Annotated in this window: 19 protein-coding genes; 11 read left to right on the top strand and 8 right to left on the bottom strand. The window is 70.3% G+C overall.

From position 1 onward, the window contains the following. The first annotated feature begins 66 nt into the window (after positions 1-66). Together OG579_RS05580 and OG579_RS05585 are read left to right on the top strand one after the other, a co-directional pair. Complete coding sequence (locus OG579_RS05580; RefSeq protein ID WP_328858380.1) at positions 67-2274, top strand: S53 family peptidase; 2208 nt, start codon at positions 67-69, stop codon at positions 2272-2274. Positions 2275-2401: 127 nt separating this feature from the next. Next, complete coding sequence (locus OG579_RS05585; protein WP_045823381.1) at positions 2402-2611, top strand: PspC domain-containing protein; 210 nt, start codon at positions 2402-2404, stop codon at positions 2609-2611. Here the strand turns inward: OG579_RS05585 and OG579_RS05590 are convergent. Then, positions 2595-3227 carry a maleylpyruvate isomerase family mycothiol-dependent enzyme gene (locus OG579_RS05590; protein ID WP_328858381.1) on the bottom strand — a complete coding sequence of 211 codons (633 nt, stop codon included), beginning with the start codon at positions 3225-3227 and terminating at the stop codon, positions 2595-2597. The genes OG579_RS05585 and OG579_RS05590 overlap by 17 nt on opposite strands. Positions 3228-3272: 45 nt before the next feature. Continuing rightward, on the bottom strand, positions 3273-4301 hold the full coding sequence (locus OG579_RS05595) for a 6-phosphofructokinase (RefSeq protein ID WP_328858382.1): 1029 nt from the start codon (positions 4299-4301) through the stop codon (positions 3273-3275). Positions 4302-4480: 179 nt separating this feature from the next. Here OG579_RS05595 and OG579_RS05600 point away from each other — a divergent pair, with 179 nt between their 5' ends. Continuing rightward, positions 4481-5356 (top strand): hypothetical protein, encoded by an 876-nt coding sequence (locus OG579_RS05600; protein WP_328858383.1) that lies wholly within the window; start codon positions 4481-4483, stop codon positions 5354-5356. Here OG579_RS05600 and OG579_RS05605 read toward each other — a convergent pair. Both OG579_RS05605 and OG579_RS05610 read right to left on the bottom strand, forming a co-directional pair. Further along, positions 5317-5979 carry a response regulator transcription factor gene (locus tag OG579_RS05605; protein ID WP_328858384.1) on the bottom strand — a complete coding sequence of 221 codons (663 nt, stop codon included), beginning with the start codon at positions 5977-5979 and terminating at the stop codon, positions 5317-5319. The genes OG579_RS05600 and OG579_RS05605 overlap by 40 nt on opposite strands. Before the next feature lie 4 nt (positions 5980-5983). Continuing rightward, the gene (locus OG579_RS05610; RefSeq protein WP_328858385.1) at positions 5984-7204 is read right to left on the bottom strand and encodes a sensor histidine kinase; all 1221 of its coding nucleotides are present in this window, start codon (positions 7202-7204) and stop codon (positions 5984-5986) included. 182 nt (positions 7205-7386) lie between these two features. Here OG579_RS05610 and OG579_RS05615 point away from each other — a divergent pair, with 182 nt between their 5' ends. From OG579_RS05615 to OG579_RS05630, 4 genes are all read left to right on the top strand, one after another. Further along, complete coding sequence (locus OG579_RS05615) at positions 7387-7983, top strand: hypothetical protein (protein WP_328858386.1); 597 nt, start codon at positions 7387-7389, stop codon at positions 7981-7983. Then, positions 7980-9215, top strand: coding sequence for an alpha/beta-hydrolase family protein (locus OG579_RS05620; RefSeq protein WP_328858387.1), 1236 nt, complete (start codon positions 7980-7982; stop codon positions 9213-9215). The genes OG579_RS05615 and OG579_RS05620 overlap by 4 nt, the downstream gene beginning before the upstream one ends. Positions 9216-9283: 68 nt before the next feature. Beyond that, on the top strand, positions 9284-10411 hold the full coding sequence (locus OG579_RS05625; protein WP_328859166.1) for an NAD(P)H-dependent amine dehydrogenase family protein: 1128 nt from the start codon (positions 9284-9286) through the stop codon (positions 10409-10411). A 12-nt stretch (positions 10412-10423) separates the two neighbouring features. Continuing rightward, positions 10424-11158, top strand: a complete 735-nt coding sequence (locus tag OG579_RS05630) for an SDR family oxidoreductase (RefSeq protein WP_328858388.1) — start codon at positions 10424-10426, stop codon at positions 11156-11158. A gap of 24 nt (positions 11159-11182) precedes the next feature. Here the strand turns inward: OG579_RS05630 and gatA are convergent, their stop codons facing one another. The 3 genes from gatA to OG579_RS05645 form a co-directional block, all read right to left on the bottom strand. Continuing rightward, a complete protein-coding gene (gene gatA / locus OG579_RS05635; protein WP_328858389.1) occupies positions 11183-12673 on the bottom strand; it encodes an Asp-tRNA(Asn)/Glu-tRNA(Gln) amidotransferase subunit GatA in 1491 nt (496 codons plus the stop codon). Further along, positions 12670-12969 (bottom strand): Asp-tRNA(Asn)/Glu-tRNA(Gln) amidotransferase subunit GatC, encoded by a 300-nt coding sequence (gene gatC / locus OG579_RS05640; RefSeq protein ID WP_045823388.1) that lies wholly within the window; start codon positions 12967-12969, stop codon positions 12670-12672. The genes gatA and gatC overlap by 4 nt, the downstream gene beginning before the upstream one ends. A 70-nt stretch (positions 12970-13039) precedes the next feature. After that, positions 13040-13636: an antibiotic biosynthesis monooxygenase gene (locus tag OG579_RS05645; RefSeq protein ID WP_328858390.1), complete on the bottom strand. Its 597-nt coding sequence runs from the start codon at positions 13634-13636 to the stop codon at positions 13040-13042. A gap of 38 nt (positions 13637-13674) precedes the next feature. Between OG579_RS05645 and OG579_RS05650 the strand changes: the two genes are divergently transcribed. Continuing rightward, on the top strand, positions 13675-14028 hold the full coding sequence (locus OG579_RS05650; protein WP_045823390.1) for a YbjQ family protein: 354 nt from the start codon (positions 13675-13677) through the stop codon (positions 14026-14028). Between the two features lie 42 nt (positions 14029-14070). Then, entirely contained in the window at positions 14071-14754 is a 684-nt protein-coding gene (locus OG579_RS05655) for an ACT domain-containing protein (protein ID WP_045823391.1), read from the top strand. Here OG579_RS05655 and ligA read toward each other — a convergent pair. Then, positions 14751-16838: an NAD-dependent DNA ligase LigA gene (gene ligA, locus OG579_RS05660; protein WP_408068802.1), complete on the bottom strand. Its 2088-nt coding sequence runs from the start codon at positions 16836-16838 to the stop codon at positions 14751-14753. The genes OG579_RS05655 and ligA overlap by 4 nt on opposite strands. Positions 16839-16983: 145 nt before the next feature. Between ligA and OG579_RS05665 the strand changes: the two genes are divergently transcribed. Then, entirely contained in the window at positions 16984-17388 is a 405-nt protein-coding gene (locus tag OG579_RS05665) for an MmcQ/YjbR family DNA-binding protein (RefSeq protein WP_328858392.1), read from the top strand. Between the two features lie 36 nt (positions 17389-17424). Then, a complete protein-coding gene (locus tag OG579_RS05670) occupies positions 17425-18036 on the top strand; it encodes a L,D-transpeptidase (protein ID WP_045823393.1) in 612 nt (203 codons plus the stop codon). Positions 18037-18042 lie beyond the last annotated feature (6 nt).

Below are 18042 nucleotides of genomic sequence, written 5' to 3' on the forward strand. Positions count from 1 at the left end.
TGAGATTCCCGGACACCGTCCTTCCGAGACGGTCGAGGTCCACCGGCTTGGGGGTTCGTGGTGTCGATGTCTCTTCGTGGTGTCGCGATCGCAACGACGACGTGGTGTGTCGCCGCGCTCGCGGTGACCGGCGTGGTCGCCGGTGGTGCGAACGCAAGCGCCCGACTCCCCGACAGTCGCCCGTCGTGGGCGACGCCGACGGCCCTGCGGGCGCCCGTTCCCGACTCCGACATCGTCCACGCCCGGGTCTATCTCCCGTGGCGCGACACCGCGGGCCTGGCCGCGCTGACCCGCGCGGTGAGCACGCCGGGCACCGCGTCCTTCGGCCGATACCTGACCCCGGAACAGTTCCGAGACCGGTTCTCCCCCACGACACACGACGTCGCCGCCGTCACCGACTGGCTGCGCGGAGCGGGCCTGCGGGTCGTCGACGTGCCGTCGGACCGCCAGTACGTGGCCGTCGAGGGCACAGCCGGCGACGCGACGGCGGCCTTCGACACCACACTGTCGACCTACGACGCCTTCGGTCGGATCATGCGGGCACCCACCCGCGCGCCGGCGGTTCCCGCCGCGCTGGCCGGGAAGGTCAGCGCGGTCGTCGGTCTCGACGACGGCGCCGAGGCGGTCCCCGCGGTCCGTCCCCCGAACGAGAGTCCGAACGGCACCACCCCGGCCAAGGTCGCCGACCCCGGCGTCGGATTCCGTTCGGGGACACCGTGTTCGACCTCCTGGGGCGAGAAGACCGTGACGCTGCCCACCGCCGTCGATGGCAGCACGACCAAACCGCTGGCCCCCTGCGGCTACACACCGGCTCAGGTGCGTGGTCTGTACGGACTCGGCTCCGGCGACACCGGCGCCGGTCAGACCGTCGCCTTCGTGGGAGCCAACGCCAGTCCGACGATCGTGTCTGACGTGACCCAGTACTCGCGGTTGCACAACCTGCCCGATCCGCAGATCAGCCAGATCGTGCCGCCGGGCATCTACCAGCACCCGACGACGCCGAAGAACGATCCGGGCGCCTTCTTCGGTGAGCAGACCCTCGACGCCGAGGCCATCCACACCACCGCACCGGCGGCGAAGATCCTCTACGTCGCGTCGTCGAACGCCAACCAGGACTTCGATCGCAGCGTGAAGGCGATCGTCGACAAGCACCTCGCGCCGATCATCTCGATCTCGTACGGCTTCGGCGGGGAGTCGGTCCCCCAGGGCTTCGTCAACAGCCTCAACGGGATCTTCGCGCAGGCGGTTGCGACCGGTATCGGCATCTTCGTCTCCAGCGGCGACAACGGTGACGAGCAGACGACACTGGGCACGACGTCGGTCGACTTCTACGCCAACACCCCGAACGTGACCGCGGTCGGTGGCACCTCGGCGGCCATCGTCGCCGGTGCGGGTGGCTCGGTGTTCGGCTCCGGCGCGAAGCCCGTGGCGGCGGCGCCGACGTCGTCGACCGCAGGCGGCGGGATCTACGGCATCGACGACCCGGCGAACCCGGTCAACCAACCGGGGTGGACACGCGCATTCGAGGTCGGCTGGCAGACCGGTTTCACTACGGCGACAGGCACTCTCGCGCCGTTGCCGAGCGGCGCCGCACCTCCGACGTCGACCCGCTACGCGTTCACCGGTTCACTGGATCCCGCCGGGCCGTCGTTCTCCGGTGGTGGCGGTGGCGGGATCAGCAAGGTGTTCCCGCAGCCGAGTTATCAGAAGGGCATCACCGACGGTGCCCGTGACGGCAGCACCGGCGCCACCGGGACCACGGGCCGCGCGCTCCCCGACATCAGTGCGCTCGCCGATCCGAACACCGGATTCCTCGTCGGTCAGACCCAGAAGTTCACCGATGGCAGCTATTACGACGAATACCGCATCGGCGGCACGTCGCTGGCGGCGCCGCTGATCGCGGGTATGGCGGCGGTGGCCAACCAGAAGGCGGGGCGTGACCTCGGGTTCCTCAACCCGCGGATCTACGCGGCGTACCAGCAGAAGACGGCGAGCCTGTACGACGTCGACGAGGCGGACCTGAACAGCACGGCGGAGTTCGGGACCACGCCGTCGGTGTTCCGGGTCAACTTCACCGACACCGAGTCCGCGGCCGGCGGTCGCCAGTTCAGCCTCCGGACACTGGAACTGCCCACCCAGAGCCTGCAGTCGACACGCGGATACGACACCGCCACCGGTGTCGGCTCCCCGAGGGACTCCTCGTTCCTCACGGTCCTCGGTTCGGTGACACCTCTGCCGTACACCCCGGACCGGAAATCCCCGAAGGTGCCCTGAGGACCTCGGGGCGGCGATCCCCTGGTCGAAGCCGGGGTGAACCCCGATGCCGCGCGGCCGGTACATCCCTACCGTCGAGGGTCCGGGGTCGGCGAACGCGCCGACCCCCTGCATCCGAGGGAGAGCCATGAGCTACCACGCACCCGTACCGTCCGCCCCACGCCGTCTCCGGCGGTCGAGAACCGACTCGTGGTTCGGCGGCGTGTGCGGCGGCATCGCCGAACGTTTCGGCATGAGTGCGGGACTCGTGCGACTGCTGTTCGTGCTGTCGATCGTGCTGCCGGGTCCGCAGGTGCTGGTCTACCTCGCGTTGTGGATCGTCATCCCGCGGAGCTGAGGCGGGCGACACCGTCGCCGGAGAGGTCGGCGAGCGCGACACGACGTCCCGCGCGCGTCAGCAACACGGCCTCCGCCGGGCCCCGGACCTCGGGCGCGCCGGGACGACCCGAACGCCAGTCGAGATCGGTGGCGACCCAGGTCACGTCGGCCCGGCTCGCCCCGAACGCGAAGGCGCCCCGGGTCGAGAGGAAGTCGAGCGCCACCCGTAGTCGCGTGGGATCGAACGCGCGGTCGAGCCCGAGGGGCCTGCGGATGTCCTGGCCGTGGACGAGCAGGTCGGTCAGCGGCGCCTGCGGTCCGCCGAACGGTGGCGTGAACCGGCTCTGCGCGTGCTCGCGCAGCAGCGACGGCAGCTCGTCGCGATGATCGCCGGCGACCTGCCGCGACGAGATCACGTTGGCCCGGGCCAGGTTCCCGCGGGCGCGCACCACCGCGCGCACGATCGTCGCCGGACCGGTGATCAGTGGCATCACCAGATGCCCGGCGACCTCTCGTACCGTCCACTCCGAGCACAGAGACTGCGTCGCCCACTGTGCGTCGTCGAGACCGTCGAGCGCGTCGGCGAGTTCCCTTCGCTCGGCGGCGATCGCGGCGAACATGTCGTCGCGGTTCATCGGGTCCTCCTCCCGGGATCGTGCGCCCGCATCGGCGCGGTCGGCTCAGCCGAAGATGACGCGGATCTCCTGGTACTGGTCCTGCGGCACGGTCTTGTGATTGGCCAGCGCCTCGCCGAAGTCGACCCGCACGATGCGCGTCCCGCGCAGCGCCACCATGTGGCCCCAGTTCTTGTCGGCGATGAGGTCGGTCACCGCCATCCCCAGGCGCGTGGCCAACACGCGGTCGAACCCGGTCGGTGACCCGCCGCGCTGGATGTGACCGAGCACGGTCGCGCGGGTCTCGATGCCGGTGCGGTCCTCGATCAACGGCGCCAACACCTCGGCGATGCCACCGAGGCGGGGCCGATTGAACCCGTCGAGTCCCTTCGTGGAGTGGGCCGCGTCCATGTCCGGGAGACGGAAACCCTCGGCGACCACCACCATCGGCGAGCGTCCGCGGTTCTTCACGCTGGTCACCCAGGCGCAGATCTGATCGAGGCTCTCGGGCTGCTCGGGGATGAGAATGGCGTGCGCTCCGCCGGCGATACCGGAGTAGAGCGCGATCCACCCGGCGTGGCGACCCATCACCTCGAGCACCATGCAGCGCTTGTGGGAGTTGCCGGTGGTGCGCAGGCGGTCGATCGCCTCGGTGGCGATCTCGACGGCCGTGTCGAAGCCGAAGGTGTAGTCGGTGGCGTCGAGGTCGTTGTCGATGGTCTTCGGGACGCCGACGATGTTGACCCCGTCCTCGTACAGGCGCTTGGAGGCCGACGCCGTGCCCTCGCCGCCGATCGCGATCACCCCGTCGATGCCGAGGTCGGCCATGACTCCCTTGACGACGTCGGCGCCGCCGTGGTCGGCGTACGGACCGACGCGGCTCGTCCCCAGGATGGTCCCGCCCTCCCGCGACAGACCGCGGACCGAACTGCGATCGAGTGGCATCGTGTCGCCCCCGATCAACCCTCGCCACCCGTCACGGAAACCGACGAACTCCTGCCCGTACACGGTCTCGCCCTTGAGGACGGCCCCGCGGATGACCGCGTTGAGGCCGGGGCAGTCACCGCCGGAGGTGAGGATGCCGAACTTGCTCACGTGTGGGTGTCCCTTCAGCGCGCATCGGGGCGGCGGACCGTGTGGTCCGCTCCGGCACCTGCGTGCACTGACAATCTAGGGAATCGACGGCGGCGGCGCGCGACGGCCGACGCGCGGTCGACGGTCATCCGGCGGTTTCGATACCGGTGGGTTTCGATACCACCGGTAGAGTCTGTCCGATGACCACCGGCCGACTCGACACCCTACGGGCGTGGTTCGGCCGTCTGCTGGTGTCGGCGGTGATCATCGCGGCCGGGGTGGTCATCGCATCGCTGTCGACGACGTCGTCGGCACCCATGATGACCACGGCGCTGACGGCACCGACCACCCTCTCGGCCCCCGACGTCGATTCCGCGCGCCTCGGCGCGAACACCCCGACCGGCGCCGCGGTGGCCGCCCTGACCGGTCCCCGTCCGGCCGACGCGATCGCCCTGATCCCGTCGGGCTTCGCCGACGAGATGGGATACCGACCGGTGCTGATCGACGGCGTACCGGCCAACCCCGACGGCGGTTGCTCGTCACCCATCGCGATGCCGATGTCGTTCGACGCACCGTGCAAGACCCATGACCTCGGCTACGACCTGCTGCGTTACGGCGCGCTCACCGGCAGCCCGCTGGGACCCTGGGCCCGGGAGTCCCTCGACAGGCAGCTGTCGACCCGCATGCACGCGAGCTGTGTCGACGACGGCTGCCAGACCGCGGCCGACCTCGCCGACGCAGGTGTCGGCGCCAACTCCCGCCGCCAGGGCGACGGCGTGCCGGTGACCGAGACCGACTCGCAGATCGTCACCTCGACGCTGCGGATGATCTGGGAACCGGTGTCACATGCCGCCGGTGTTCTCGGCACCGCGCCGGGCCGCGCGACGGTCGCCGCACTCATCGCCATGGTGGCCATCCACCTCCGGCGCCGGTCCCGTCCGCTCGCGCCCGGACCCTGGTCGTCCTGGTCGTCGGTGTGGCCCTGGCCGTCGGTGTGGTCGGTGATCACCCGTCGGCGCGTGCCCGCCCCTGACGGTCAGCGCACGCCGTTCTCGAAGGCGAAGACCACCGCCTGAGCCCGGTCGCGGAGCGACAGTTTGGCCAGCAGGTTGCTCACGTGTGTCTTCACGGTCTGCTCGGCGACGAACAGGTCGGCCGCGATCTCGGCGTTGGACTTCCCCTCGGCGAGACACTCGAGCACCTCGCGCTCCCGACCGGTCAGCGACCGCAGCGCCACCGACGGCCCCGATGTGGTCGACGGTGTGCGCCGCCGACCGGTGACCTCGGCGATGAGACGGCGCGTGATCGATGGTGCGAGCAACGCGTCTCCGGCGGCCACCACGCGCACCGCACGGATCAGTTCCTCGGCCGGCGCGTCTTTGAGCATGAACCCGGAGGCACCGATGCGCAGTGCCTCGTAGACATAGTCGTCGATGTCGAAGGTGGTCAGCATCAACACCTTCGGGCCGTCGCCGCCGGCGTCGGCCAGCACGATGCGTGCCGCGGCGAGACCGTCCATCTCCGGCATCCGGACGTCCATCAGGACGACGTCGGGACGCGTGCGTCGGATGCCCGCCACGGCGGCGACCCCGTCGGCGGCATCGCCGAGCACCGAGATGTCGGGCTGCGCCGACAGCAGAGCCCCGAACCCCTGGCGCACCATCGCCTGGTCGTCGGCGATGAAGACGGTGATCGGCATGCGATCAGCCCGCCGTGATCGCGGCGAGCGGCGGTCGCGACGGCAACACGGCCGCCACACGGAAACCGCCGTGGCCGTCGGGCGCGGCGTCGACCGAGCCGCCGACCGCATGGGCCCGCTCGACCATGCCGGGGATGCCGTGGCCACCGGCCGGATGGGTGTCGGAGGGGGCCGGATCGCCGGGCCCGTTGCGCACGGTCACGCTGACCACCGTCGCCGACACGTCGACGGCCACCGACACCGGGGCCGACGGGGCGTGTCGGGCGGCGTTGGCGAGACCCTCCTGCACGATCCGGTAGGCGACGACGCCGACGGTCTCGGGAACGGTGGCATCGCGGCCGGTCAGCGTGTAGTCGACGGCCATCCCCGCCCCGCGCGTGGCGGCGACGAGACGGTCGATGTCGGCGACGCCCGGCGTCGGGGCCTGCGGTGCCGCGTCGTCGTCGACACGGAGCACCCCGAGCATCTGGCGCACCTCGTCGAGCGCCTCACGGGCCATCCCCGCGATCGACTGGAACTCGGCGTCGACGGTGTCGCTCACCCCGTCGACGCGGTATCGGGCGGTCTGCGCGGCGACGACGACCACCGACATCCGATGCGCGACGACGTCGTGCAGATCCCGAGCGATGCGGGCGCGTTCGGCCAGCACGGCGCTACGTGAGGCGGCGACGTCCTTCAGTTCGGTCTCCTGCGCCAGCTGGCGGCGGGAGCGGACGAGCACGCGCACCAGGACGCAGATGACGAACAACACGGTGACCCCGGCGATCCACCCCGCACGGGCGCCGGCGGGCGCGCCGAGGAGCGTGATCAGACACGTGGCGGCCCACGCGATCGGCGTGAACCGGATGGGTCCACGCAGGAACGTCGCGGTGGTGAGCACCAGGATCTCGATGACGTGGACGACCTGGATGTGCCACGCCCACCCGTTCACCGGTTCGAACGCCAGACCGATCACCACCGCCGAGATCACCGAGACACCCCATGCCGGTGCGGGTCTCGCCCACGCCAGCATGATCGGCAGCGATGCGAAGGCCGCGACGACGGGCAGCAGGACGGTCAGCACATGGTGCGTGACCGACAGCGTCGGCCAGGCGACGGCGAACATGACCAGTGCGGTGACGGTGAGCACCACGTTGATCGGACGGGCGAGAAACGCGACCACCGCGGGATCCGATGCCAGGGGTACCCGTCGCAGCGCGGCCGCCACGGACTGTCGTCGTGTCATCTGGACTCCTTCATCGGTGACCAGGCTAGGTCCCGACCACGGTCGTCGTCCTCATACCGGCGAGGGACTTCTCCGGTGCCCCGCAGGTATGACACCGCGGCCGGACACCCACCGGAGCACCGGCGACGAATCGCGCCACAGGGTGATGTGGTGGGGCACGCCGCGTTCCTACGGTGACGCCCATGACCAACGCGAGACGTCGAATCCTCCTGCCCCTGATCACTTTCGGACTCCTGCTGTGCCTGCTGATGGTGGCCGCGCAGGCCGGACTGTGGGGGTCGCGTGACGCGGCGACGCGATGGACCCCGCCACCGGCCGATCTCCTGACCCCGGCCGGGGCCGCGGTGGCGGCCCTCACCGGACCCGACCCGATGGGTGCCCTCACCGCGTTGGGTCCCGATCCGCGCGCGGCCCTGGGGTACACGCCGGTGATCATCGACGGTTCGCCGGCGGCGGGCGGCGGTGGGTGTTCGTCGCCGATCCCACTCCCCCGACGCTTCGAACCACTGTGCAGGATCCACGATCTCGGCTACGACCTCCTGCGGTGGGGTGCGCGCACCGGCCACCCGCTGGGGCCATGGGCACGACATCGCATCGACCACGACCTCATCGAGGGGATGCATCGGGTGTGCGACGACCCGATCTGCACGGCCGCAGCCGATCTCGTCGACATCGGGGTCTCGGGTAACACCTGGCGCCAGGGCGGGCGGGATCCCGTGGGCGGCGAGGACCTCGGCGACATCGGGGTCTCGATCGCGGTCGCGGTGGCGCGGCCATGACACCCGGCGTCCGCAGGCCCCGACGCGCCGGGGTCCTCGGTGCCGCGATCGGCGCGGTGGTGGCCGCCGCACCGGGATCCCTCCCCCGGGATCCGCTCGTCCACGCCGCGACCCTCGGGGTCACCATGACCGTCGGATTCCTGGCAGGGTCCGCGATCGGCCGTCTCGCCCACCTGATCGGTGGGGGGCGAGGCGCACGGGTGGGACGTCTGTCGGGCACCGCGGCGGCGGTCGCCGTGGCGGCATCGATGTCGATCTCCGTGTGGTGGCAGAACGTGCTCCGTGGCGCGATGGGGATGCCGGAGATCGGAACGGGTTGGGCCGCAGCGTCGGTGGCGGTCGTCGCGGTCGGCGTCGCGGCGCTCGTCGCGCCGCGACCCACGACGCTGCTGGCCTCGGCGGTCGTCCTCACGGGAACCGGTGTCGCACAGGCCGCGGCCGTACCGGCCGCACCGACCACGTCGTCGATCGAGGAGGCGACGACGACGAGGACCGCGGATCGACTCGTGATCAGCGCACCGTTCGACGCCCGGCCGGTCGCCGAACGAGCCCGAGACCTTGTGGCGCGGTGGCGCGCCGCGGGCGGCGCCCGACGCGGCGCGGTCGTCGTGGCCGTACCCACCGGTTCCGGGTGGGTCGACACCGACGCCGTCGTCGGGTTCGAGACCCGCCTACACGGGGACGTCACGACGATCGCCCTCCCCTACGACGACGCACCGAGTTGGCAGGCCTTCGTCGGCGGGGCGGCCGACGTGGCGCGCAGCTCGGCCGTCGCGACGCTGAACGCCCTCGACAGCGACCTCGACGACCATCCGACACACGCGCGTCCGCAGATCTACCTGTACGGCCAGAGCCTCGGTGCGATCGGCGCCGACGCGGCGCGCATCTGGGCGCGACACCGCGGCGTCGCGGTCTGTGCCACCCTGCTCGCCGGTCCTCCCGCACACACCGTCGCGTCCCGGGCCGACCATCGGGAGGTCGTGGTCAACGCCAGCGATCCGGTGGGCCGGTGGTCGCCGTCGCTGCTGTGGCGACCCGCACCGCGGTGGCCCGGCCACGACGACCTGCCGCGACCGGTGTGGCTACCGGTCGCGTCGTTCCTCCAGACGAGCGTCGACCTCCTCGGCGCGTTGTCGTTCCCGGCCGGCCACGGCCACCAATACGGGCCGGAACAGTCCGCGTACGCACCGATCTGCGCCCCGAAACGGTCCGCCCACGCCGACAGGGCTTGACCAATCAGCTGTCTGGACTAGTGTCTGATCTGTTGTTCACCCCCTCTGCGCTCGAACAGGAGAAGCCGATGACCATCCGCGTCGCCCTCGTCGGGACGGGCAATGTCGGTCGGCTCGCACTGCGGCAACTCATCACCGACGAACGGTTCGACCTCGTCGCGGTGGGTGTGGTCACGCCCGAGAAGATCGGGCGCGACGCCGGTGACCTCGCCGGACTCGACATCACGACCGGCATCACGGCGACACAGGGCCTCGACGGCGTCATCGCCGCCGGGCCCGACTGCGTCGTCCACTGCGCCATGGGCGACACCCGGATGGGCGAGGCGACGAAGGACTGCCTACGCCTGCTGTCGGCGGGCGTCGACGTGGTGGGGTCGTCGCCGGTGTCGTTCCAGTACCCGTGGAAGACGATGCCGGACAGGCTGATCGACCGGATCGAGGAGACCGCCGTCGCGCACGGTGTCAGTATGTTCGTCACCGGTGTCGACCCCGGCTTCGCGACCGATCTGCTGCCCATCGCGCTGGCCGGCACCTGCCAGGAGATCCGCCAGATCCGCTGCATGGAGATCGCCGACTACGCCACCTACGACGGCGCCGAGGTGATCTACGACGTGATGGGGTTCGGCTCCCCCGTCGACGACCCGCCGCTGTTCCTGCAACCCGGCGTGCTGAGTCTCGCGTGGGGATCGGCGATCCGGCAGTTGGCGGACGCGCTCGGCATCACGCTCGACGAGATCGTCGACCACAACGAGCGCGAACCGGCACCGGAGGACTTCACCATCGCCGCCGGACCGATCGCGCAGGGCACCACCGCGGCCATCCGGTTCGAGATCCGCGGGATGGTCGGTGACCACCCGGCGATCGTGGTCGAACACGTCACGCGCCTGCGGCCCGATCTACGACCCGACTGGGCGCAGTCGGCGCAACCCGGTGGTTCCTATCGGGTGGAGATCAGCGGCGAGCCGTCCTACGTGGTCGACATCTGCCCGACCAGCGTGCACGGCGACCACAACCACGCCGCCATCGTCGCCGCGGCCGGGCGCATCGTGAACGCGATCCCCGCGGTCGTCGACGCGCCGCCGGGACTGCGCACCACGCTCGACCTCCCGCTGGTGAACAGTCGTGGCGTGTACCGCCCCGACCCCCGGGATCTCTCGACCACGACCGAACATCAGATCAGCCACACCGGACAGTGAGGAACACACACCATGGGACGTGTTGACGGCAAGGTCGTCGTGATCAGCGGTGGCGCGCGGGGAATGGGCGCGGCCGATGCCGCCGCGCTGGTCGCCGAGGGCGCATCGGTCGTGATCGGCGACATCCTCGACGACGAGGGTCGCGCGATCGCCGCCGATCTCGGTGACGCGGCCACCTATGTCCATCTCGACGTCACCAGTCCCACCGACTGGGCCGTCGCCGTCGAGACCGCGGTCGGTACCTACGGCTCGTTGACCGGACTGGTGAACAACGCCGGAATCGCCAACGGCTCGACCCTGCAGGGCTTCCGCCTCGACAAGTGGCAGCAGATCGTCGACGTCAACCTCACCGGCACGTTCCTGGGGATGCAGGCCGCGGCCGACGCGCTGATCGCCTCACAGAACGGGTCCATCGTCAACATCTCCTCGATCGAGGGGATGCGTGGCACCCCGTGGGCCCACGGTTACGTCGCCACCAAGTGGGCTGTTCGCGGGCTGACGAAATCCGTTGCCGCCGAACTGGCCCCGCACGTACGGGTCAACTCGATCCATCCCGGACTGATCCGCACGCCGATGACCGAGGGCATCCCCGACGACATGCTGACGATCCCACTCGGGCGTCCGGCCCGTCCCGAGGAGATCGCGTCGTTCGTGCTGTTCCTGATCTCCGACGAGTCGTCCTACGCCACCGGTTCGGAGTTCGTCGTCGACGGCGGCGTGATCAACAACATCCCGCACAAGTTCTGACCGGACGCCCCGGCGCCGTCGGGTTCAGGCGATGTCGCCGCGCGCCGCCTCGTAGGCGGCGCCCACGCGGTACAGGCGGTCGTCGGCCTGCGACGGCGCCATGATCTGCAGTCCGACCGGCAGCCCGTCGTCGGCCGACAGCCCCGACGGCACGCTCATCGCGCAGTTGCCGGCCAGGTTCACCGGCAGCGTGCACAGGTCGAACAGGTACATCGCGAGCGGGTCGTCGACCTTCTCGCCGATGTTGAATGCGGTCTGCGGCGTGGTCGGCGAGATGAGCACGTCGACGGATGCGAAGGCGGTCGCGAAGTCGCGGGCGATGAGCGTGCGCACCTTCAACGCCTGCCCGTAGTACTGGTCGTAGTACCCGGCCGACAGGGCGTAGGTGCCGATCATGATGCGGCGCTTGACCTCCGGGCCGAAACCCTGCGCACGCGTCAACGCCATCACCTCGTCGGCGGAGTGGGTGCCGTCGTCACCGACCCGCAGGCCGTACCGCATGGCGTCGAAACGCGCGAGATTCGAGCTGACCTCCGACGGCAGGATCAGGTAGTACGCGCCGAGCGCATAGCCGAAGTGCGGGCACGAGACCTCGACGATCTCGGCGCCGCGCTCACGCAACGCGTCGACGGCGGCGGTGAAGGAGGCGAGCACGCCGGGTTGGTACCCGTCGCCCTGCAGTTCCGTGACGATGCCGACGCGGACCCCGGCGAGGTCGCCCTGCGCACCGGCCCGTGCTGCGCCCACGACGTCGGGGACGGGGGCGTCGATCGAGGTCGAGTCACGCGGGTCGTGTCCGGCGATCACCTCGTGGAGCAGTGCGGTGTCGAGAACCGTTCGCGCGCAGGGGCCGCCCTGATCGAGGGACGACGCGCAGGCGATCAGCCCGTAGCGCGACACCGACCCGTAGGTGGGCTTCACACCGACCGTCGCGGTCACCGCGGCGGGCTGTCGGACCGAACCGCCGGTGTCGGTGCCGATGGCCAGCGGCGCCTGGAACGATGCGAGCGCCGCCGCGCTGCCACCGCCCGAGCCGCCGGGGATCTTCGAGGTGTCCCACGGGTTGCGGGTCAGCTGGTAGGCCGAGTTCTCGGTGGAACTGCCCATCGCGAACTCGTCCATGTTGGTCTTGCCGAGGATCGGGATGCCGGCCTCGCGGAGCCTGCGGGTGACGGTCGCGTCGTACGGCGGGATCCAGCCCTCGAGGATCTTCGACCCGGCGGTGGTCGGCGCATCGGTGGTGGTGAACACGTCCTTCAAGGCCAGCGGGACGCCGGCCAGCGACGACGCCGGGGCCTCACCCGCGGCGATCGACGCGTCGACGGCCTCCGCCGCGGCGAGTGCGGCGTCGGACGTCACGTGCAGGAAGGCGCCGAGGTCACCGTCGATCTCGGCGATCTGGTCGAGGTGGGCACGGGTGACCTCCACCGACGACAGTTCGCGGGAGTGGATCTTGTCGGCGAGCTCGGCCGCGGTGAGCCCGGTGATGGGTCCGGCGGGACGGATCGCGGTCACTGGTCCTCACCCAGGATCTGCGGGACGGCGAAGCGGTCCTGTTCGACCGACGGGGCGCCGGACAGCGCCTCCTCGGGCGAGAGACCCGGCACCACGACGTCGGGACGGAGCACGTTGACCAGGCCCGCGGGGTGTGCGGTGGTCTCGACACCGGAGACGTCGACCTCGGAGATCTGCGCGACGTGACTCAGGATCGAATCGATCTGGCCCGCATACTGATCGAGTTCGGAGTCGGGCAGGGTCAGGCGCGACAGCCGCGCCAGGTGGGCGACCTCGTCCCGAGAGATGGCAGACACCGATGGATCCCTTCCACGTGCGACGAAACGCCGCGACCCACGGTCGCAGCCCGCTCAAGACTAGTGGCCTCTACAACCAGCGCCGGAGACGGGCGGTGATCCACGGCAACACCAGGTAGACCATGAGCGGGGTGTTGATGACGGTCGCGATGAGGGTCTTGGCGGCCAGCGGGACCCCGTCGAGGTGGGCGATGACCCCGAAGTTGATCGCGAGACTCAGCGGGAAGAACCCGAGCCAGATGGTGATCGCCTGCTTCCAGCGTGGCGGCGGTGCGCCGACCACCCGCACCGCGTGGGTCAGCGTCGACTGCGGTTCGAACCACCCCTCGACCCCCGAGAGTCGATGGACCACCTGCTCGACCGCGACGCCCTCGCCACGCGAGAGCCAGGCACGCCGGATCGGGGACGCCATCCAGTCCTCGAGGTCGCTCTCGCTCGCGAACCGGAACAGCACGTAGTACTCGTACGGATCCGACGGCGACCGCAGCCACCCTCCCCCGAGGAATCCGGGGAAGGTCCGCACGAGGGCGATACCCGCATCGGTCCAGGCGAGGAAATCGTGTTCGCGTCCCGGTTCGATCCGCCGCGCCACCGACGTCGTGACGTGCGTGGTCCCGACACCCGTGGTTCCCGGGTCGGGCGCGGACTCCTCGTGCACCGATGACATGGCCCCATCGTCGCACCGAAACGACCTACCATCTCTCCATGATCATCGTCACCAGCAACGAGATCCCGGGCTACCGCATCGGCTTCACCTTCGGTGAGGTGTTCGGACTGACCGTGCGGTCACGCAACATCGGCTCGAACATCGGTGCCGGTTTCAAGGCGATGGCGGGCGGTGAACTCAAGGGCGTCACCCAGCTCCTGCACGACTGCCGCCAGGAGGCGTTGTCGCGCCTGGCCGCCGAGGCACAGCAGAAGGGCGCCAACGCCGTCGTCGCGTTCCGCTTCGAGACCACCGAGTTCGGCGGGACCGGTATCGAGGTCTGCGCCTACGGCACCGCCGTGGGCATCGAACCCCTCGATCCGGCGCAACCCGGCCGCGTCCCGACCGCCTGAGCGGCCCCGCGCGTACAGCGGGGCCGCGACCGCGGTGTGACAATGTCGGACGTGTCGTATCTGTTGCGGGTCTACCTGGCCGACCGACCGGGAAGCCTCGGCCTGCTCGCGGTGTCGCTGGGATCGGTCGGCGCCGACATCCTCTCCCTCGACGTCGTCGAACGCGGTGAGGGCTACGCGGTCGACGACATCGTCGTCGAGGTCGCCCGCGGCTCGCTGCCCGACACCCTGATCACCGCCGCCGAGAACGTCGACGGGGTCCGCGTGGACTCCATCCGTCCCTACACCGGTGTCCTCGAGACCCACCGAGAGCTCGAACTCGTCGACGAGATCGCCTCGGCCGACGGACCGCGCCGCCTGCAGGTCCTCGTGGACAACGCCCCGCGCGTACTGCGGGTGTCGTGGAGCACGATCATCACCGCCGGCGGGGACGGTGTCATCCAGCTGTTCGCCAGTTCGAGCGCGCCGGAGACCCGGCTGACCCGGGTCGACTTCCTCCCGATCGGCGCGGCCACCCAGCTCGACCCCGACGCCGCGTGGGTGCCCCAGTCGTGGCGCGACTCCGACACCCGCATGGCCGCCGCACCGGTCGGTGTGGCCGCCGACGGGGTGGCGACCAAGGCACTGCTGCTCGGGCGGTCGGGCGGACCCGATTTCCGTCCGTCGGAGATCGCGCGGATCGGCTACCTGTCCAGAATCGTCACGACCGTGCTGGCCCTGTCCTAGTCGTCGGCCGCGTCCGTCTCCGCCTCGGCGTCGGAATCCGCTTCGGGTTCGGGCGCCGGGGGTGGTCCGTCACGCAGCAGCGCTGTGAAACCGTCCTCGTCGAGGATCGGTACGCCGAGTTGTTCGGCCTTCTCGGCCTTCGTGCCCGGCGATTCACCGACGACCACATAGCTGGTCTTCTTCGACACCGAACCCGAGGCCTTGCCGCCGCGCACGAGGATGGCCTCCTTCGCTCCGTCGCGGGAGTAGTTCTCGAGAGAACCGGTGACCACGATGCTCAGCCCGGTCAGGGTGCGCGGCGTGGATTCGTCGCGTTCGTCGGCCATCCGGACGCCCGCCGCGCGCCAGCGGTCGACGATCTCGCGGTGCCAGTCGACGGCGAACCAGTCGACGACGCTCGCCGCGAGCGTCGCCCCCATCCCCTCGGCCTGGGCGAGCGCCTCGACGTCGGCGTCGGCGATCGCCTCGAGGGTGCCGAACTCGGTGGCCAACGCGCGGGCCGCCGACGGTCCGACGTGGCGGATCGACAGACCGACCAGCACCCGCCACAACGGCGCGTCCTTCGCCTTCTCGAGGTTGGCCAGCAGTCGGGATCCGTTGGCCGACAACGCTCCCGCCTTCGTGGTGAACAACCCGACGGTGGTGAGGTCGTCGGCGGTCAGCGAGAACAGGTCGGCCTCGTTCTCCAGCACGCCCGAGGAGAGCAGGGCGGTGGCCGCCTCGTATCCGAGCGCCTCGATGTCGAACGATCCCCGGCCGGCGAGGTGGAACAACCGCTCGCGCAGCTGCGCCGGACAGGACCGACTGTTGGGGCAGCGGATGTCGGCGTCGCCCTCCTTCTCGTGCCGCAGCTCGGTGCCGCACTCGGGACAGTGGGTGGGCATCTCGAATGCGCGCTCGGAACCGTCACGCAGGTCCACGACGGGGCCGAGCACCTCGGGGATCACGTCGCCGGCCTTGCGGATGGTGACGGTGTCGCCGATCAGCACGCCCTTGCGCTTGACCTCCGAGGCGTTGTGCAACGTCGCCATCGAGACCGTCGACCCCGCGACGAGGACCGGGGCCATCTTCGCGAACGGGGTGACCCGACCGGTGCGACCGACGTTGACCTCGATGTCGAGCAGCGTCGTCGTCGCCTCCTCCGGCGGGTACTTGTAGGCGATGGCCCAGCGGGGAGCGCGCGAGGTGGAGCCCAGCCGACGCTGCAGTGCGGTGGTGTCGACCTTGACGACGATGCCGTCGATCTCGTGCTCGACGTCGTGGCGGTGTTCGCCCCAGTAGGCGATCGTGGACAGGATCTCCGTCGCGCCGGTGAGTTTTCGGGTGTGGGCCGAGACCGGCAGACCCCACGCCCCCAGCGCGAGGTAGGCCTCGTGCAGCGACTCGGGTGCATACCCCTGCAGCTTGCCGATGCCGTGGCAGATCATCCCGAGGCGACGCCGCGCGGTGATCTGGGGGTTCTTCTGGCGTAGCGATCCCGCGGCCGAGTTGCGGGGGTTGGCGAACGGGGGTTTGCCCTCGGCGACCAGCGAGGCGTTGAGCGCCTCGAAGTCCTCGACCCGGAAGAAGACCTCGCCGCGCACCTCGAGGATCTCCGGCACCGGATGGTCGTCGCTGGGCGTGAGCCGGTGCGGGATGTCGTCGATCGTCTTGGCGTTGAGGGTGACGTCCTCTCCGGTGCGACCGTCGCCGCGGGTGGTGCCGCGCACCAGGACGCCGTTCTCGTAGACCAACGCCAACGCGACGCCGTCGATCTTCAGCTCGCAGAGGTACTCGAGCCCGGTACCCGCGTCGGCCTCCACACGGTCGATCCAGGTGCGCATCTCGTCGGCGTCGAAGACGTTGTCCAGCGACAGCATCCGTTCGAGATGATCGACGGCGGCGAACTCGGTGGCGAAGCCACCGCCGACGAGTGCGGTGGGCGAGTCGGGCGTCGCGAGTTCGGGGTGGTCGGCCTCGAGTTGCTGCAACCGGCCCAGCAACGCGTCGAACTCCCCGTCGGTGATGACCGGGGAATCCTTGACGTAGTAGCGGAACTGGTGCTCGCGGACCTCCTCGGCCAACTCCGACCACTGCGTGCGCACACCCGCATCGGCCGAGCCCCCGTCGGTCGGACCTGCGGTGCCCTGGGTGCTGTCGTCCACCTGCGTGAGATTAGTCGACGGCACCGACACCCGAGTCCGCTCGACAGGGCGCGCGGCGCCGTGCGCATGTGCGATTCTCGACCGCGTGCCGCACCCGATCATGTTCGACGACGACGATCCGGTGCTGGGTCGCGTGCGCGACATCGCGAGGGCGTTCCCCGAGTCGACCGAGGTGATCGCCCACGGCCGGCCGACGTTCCGCTGCGGTCGGGTGTTCTGCCACTACGGCGGATCGATCCGCGGCGGCGAGCGCAGGGAGCAGTCGATCCTGTTCCACCCCGATCCGGCCGAGGCCGACGCGTTGCGGGCCGATCCGCGGGTGTTCGTTCCCGCCTACCTCGGTCCGGCCGGGTGGCTGGGCCTCGATCTGTCGGGAGGTCCGGATCCGTCGGGGGACGCGCCGGACTGGGACGAGGTGGGCGAGCTGATCGACGCGAGTTACCGCCGGATCGCCCCCGCGCGACTCGTGCGGCAGCTCGACCAGCGCTGACATCGCCGGGCCGCCCCTTGTGCCATCCTGGTGGCCATGCCCCTTCGCCTGCGAAACGACCTCACGGGGTGGTCGCGCGACTACTGGTGGGCGTTGATCGTGGTGCCGCTGGCACTGATCGTGTCGGGTGTCCTGGTCGCGGGATCCTTCTCCACCACGACACCGTCGTCGCGGGCGGTGACCGCCGCCGTCACCTCCGCGGCACCGACGACCGCGGCCCCGAGAACCTCCTCGATCGACGCGGCCGACAACGCCGCATGCCGCGACGGCGTCGGCGGCAAGTCGATCGTCGTGAGCATCTCCGAGCAGCGGATGCGGATGTGCGACACGTCATCGCTGGTCGAGGCGTCCTACATCACCACCGGCATCGACAATCGGACCGACCGCACCCCGACCGGGACGTGGAAGATCGTCGCCGAGGAGACCGACCGGTACCTCGTCGGGTCCGACTACCGGGTGTTCGTGCACTACTGGATGCCGTTCTTCGGCGATTTCGGGTTCCACGACTCGCCGTGGCAGAACTTCGACTACGGCAGCCCGCGCTACCGCACGAACGGCTCGCGCGGATGTGTGCACGTCCCCGGCGCGACGATGGCGTCGCTCTACAAGTGGGCCGGCGTGGGGACCACGGTCACCATCCGCGCCTGAACCGCG

Source organism: Williamsia herbipolensis (genome assembly GCF_036153515.1).
Classification (GTDB): domain Bacteria; phylum Actinomycetota; class Actinomycetes; order Mycobacteriales; family Mycobacteriaceae; genus Williamsia_A; species Williamsia_A herbipolensis.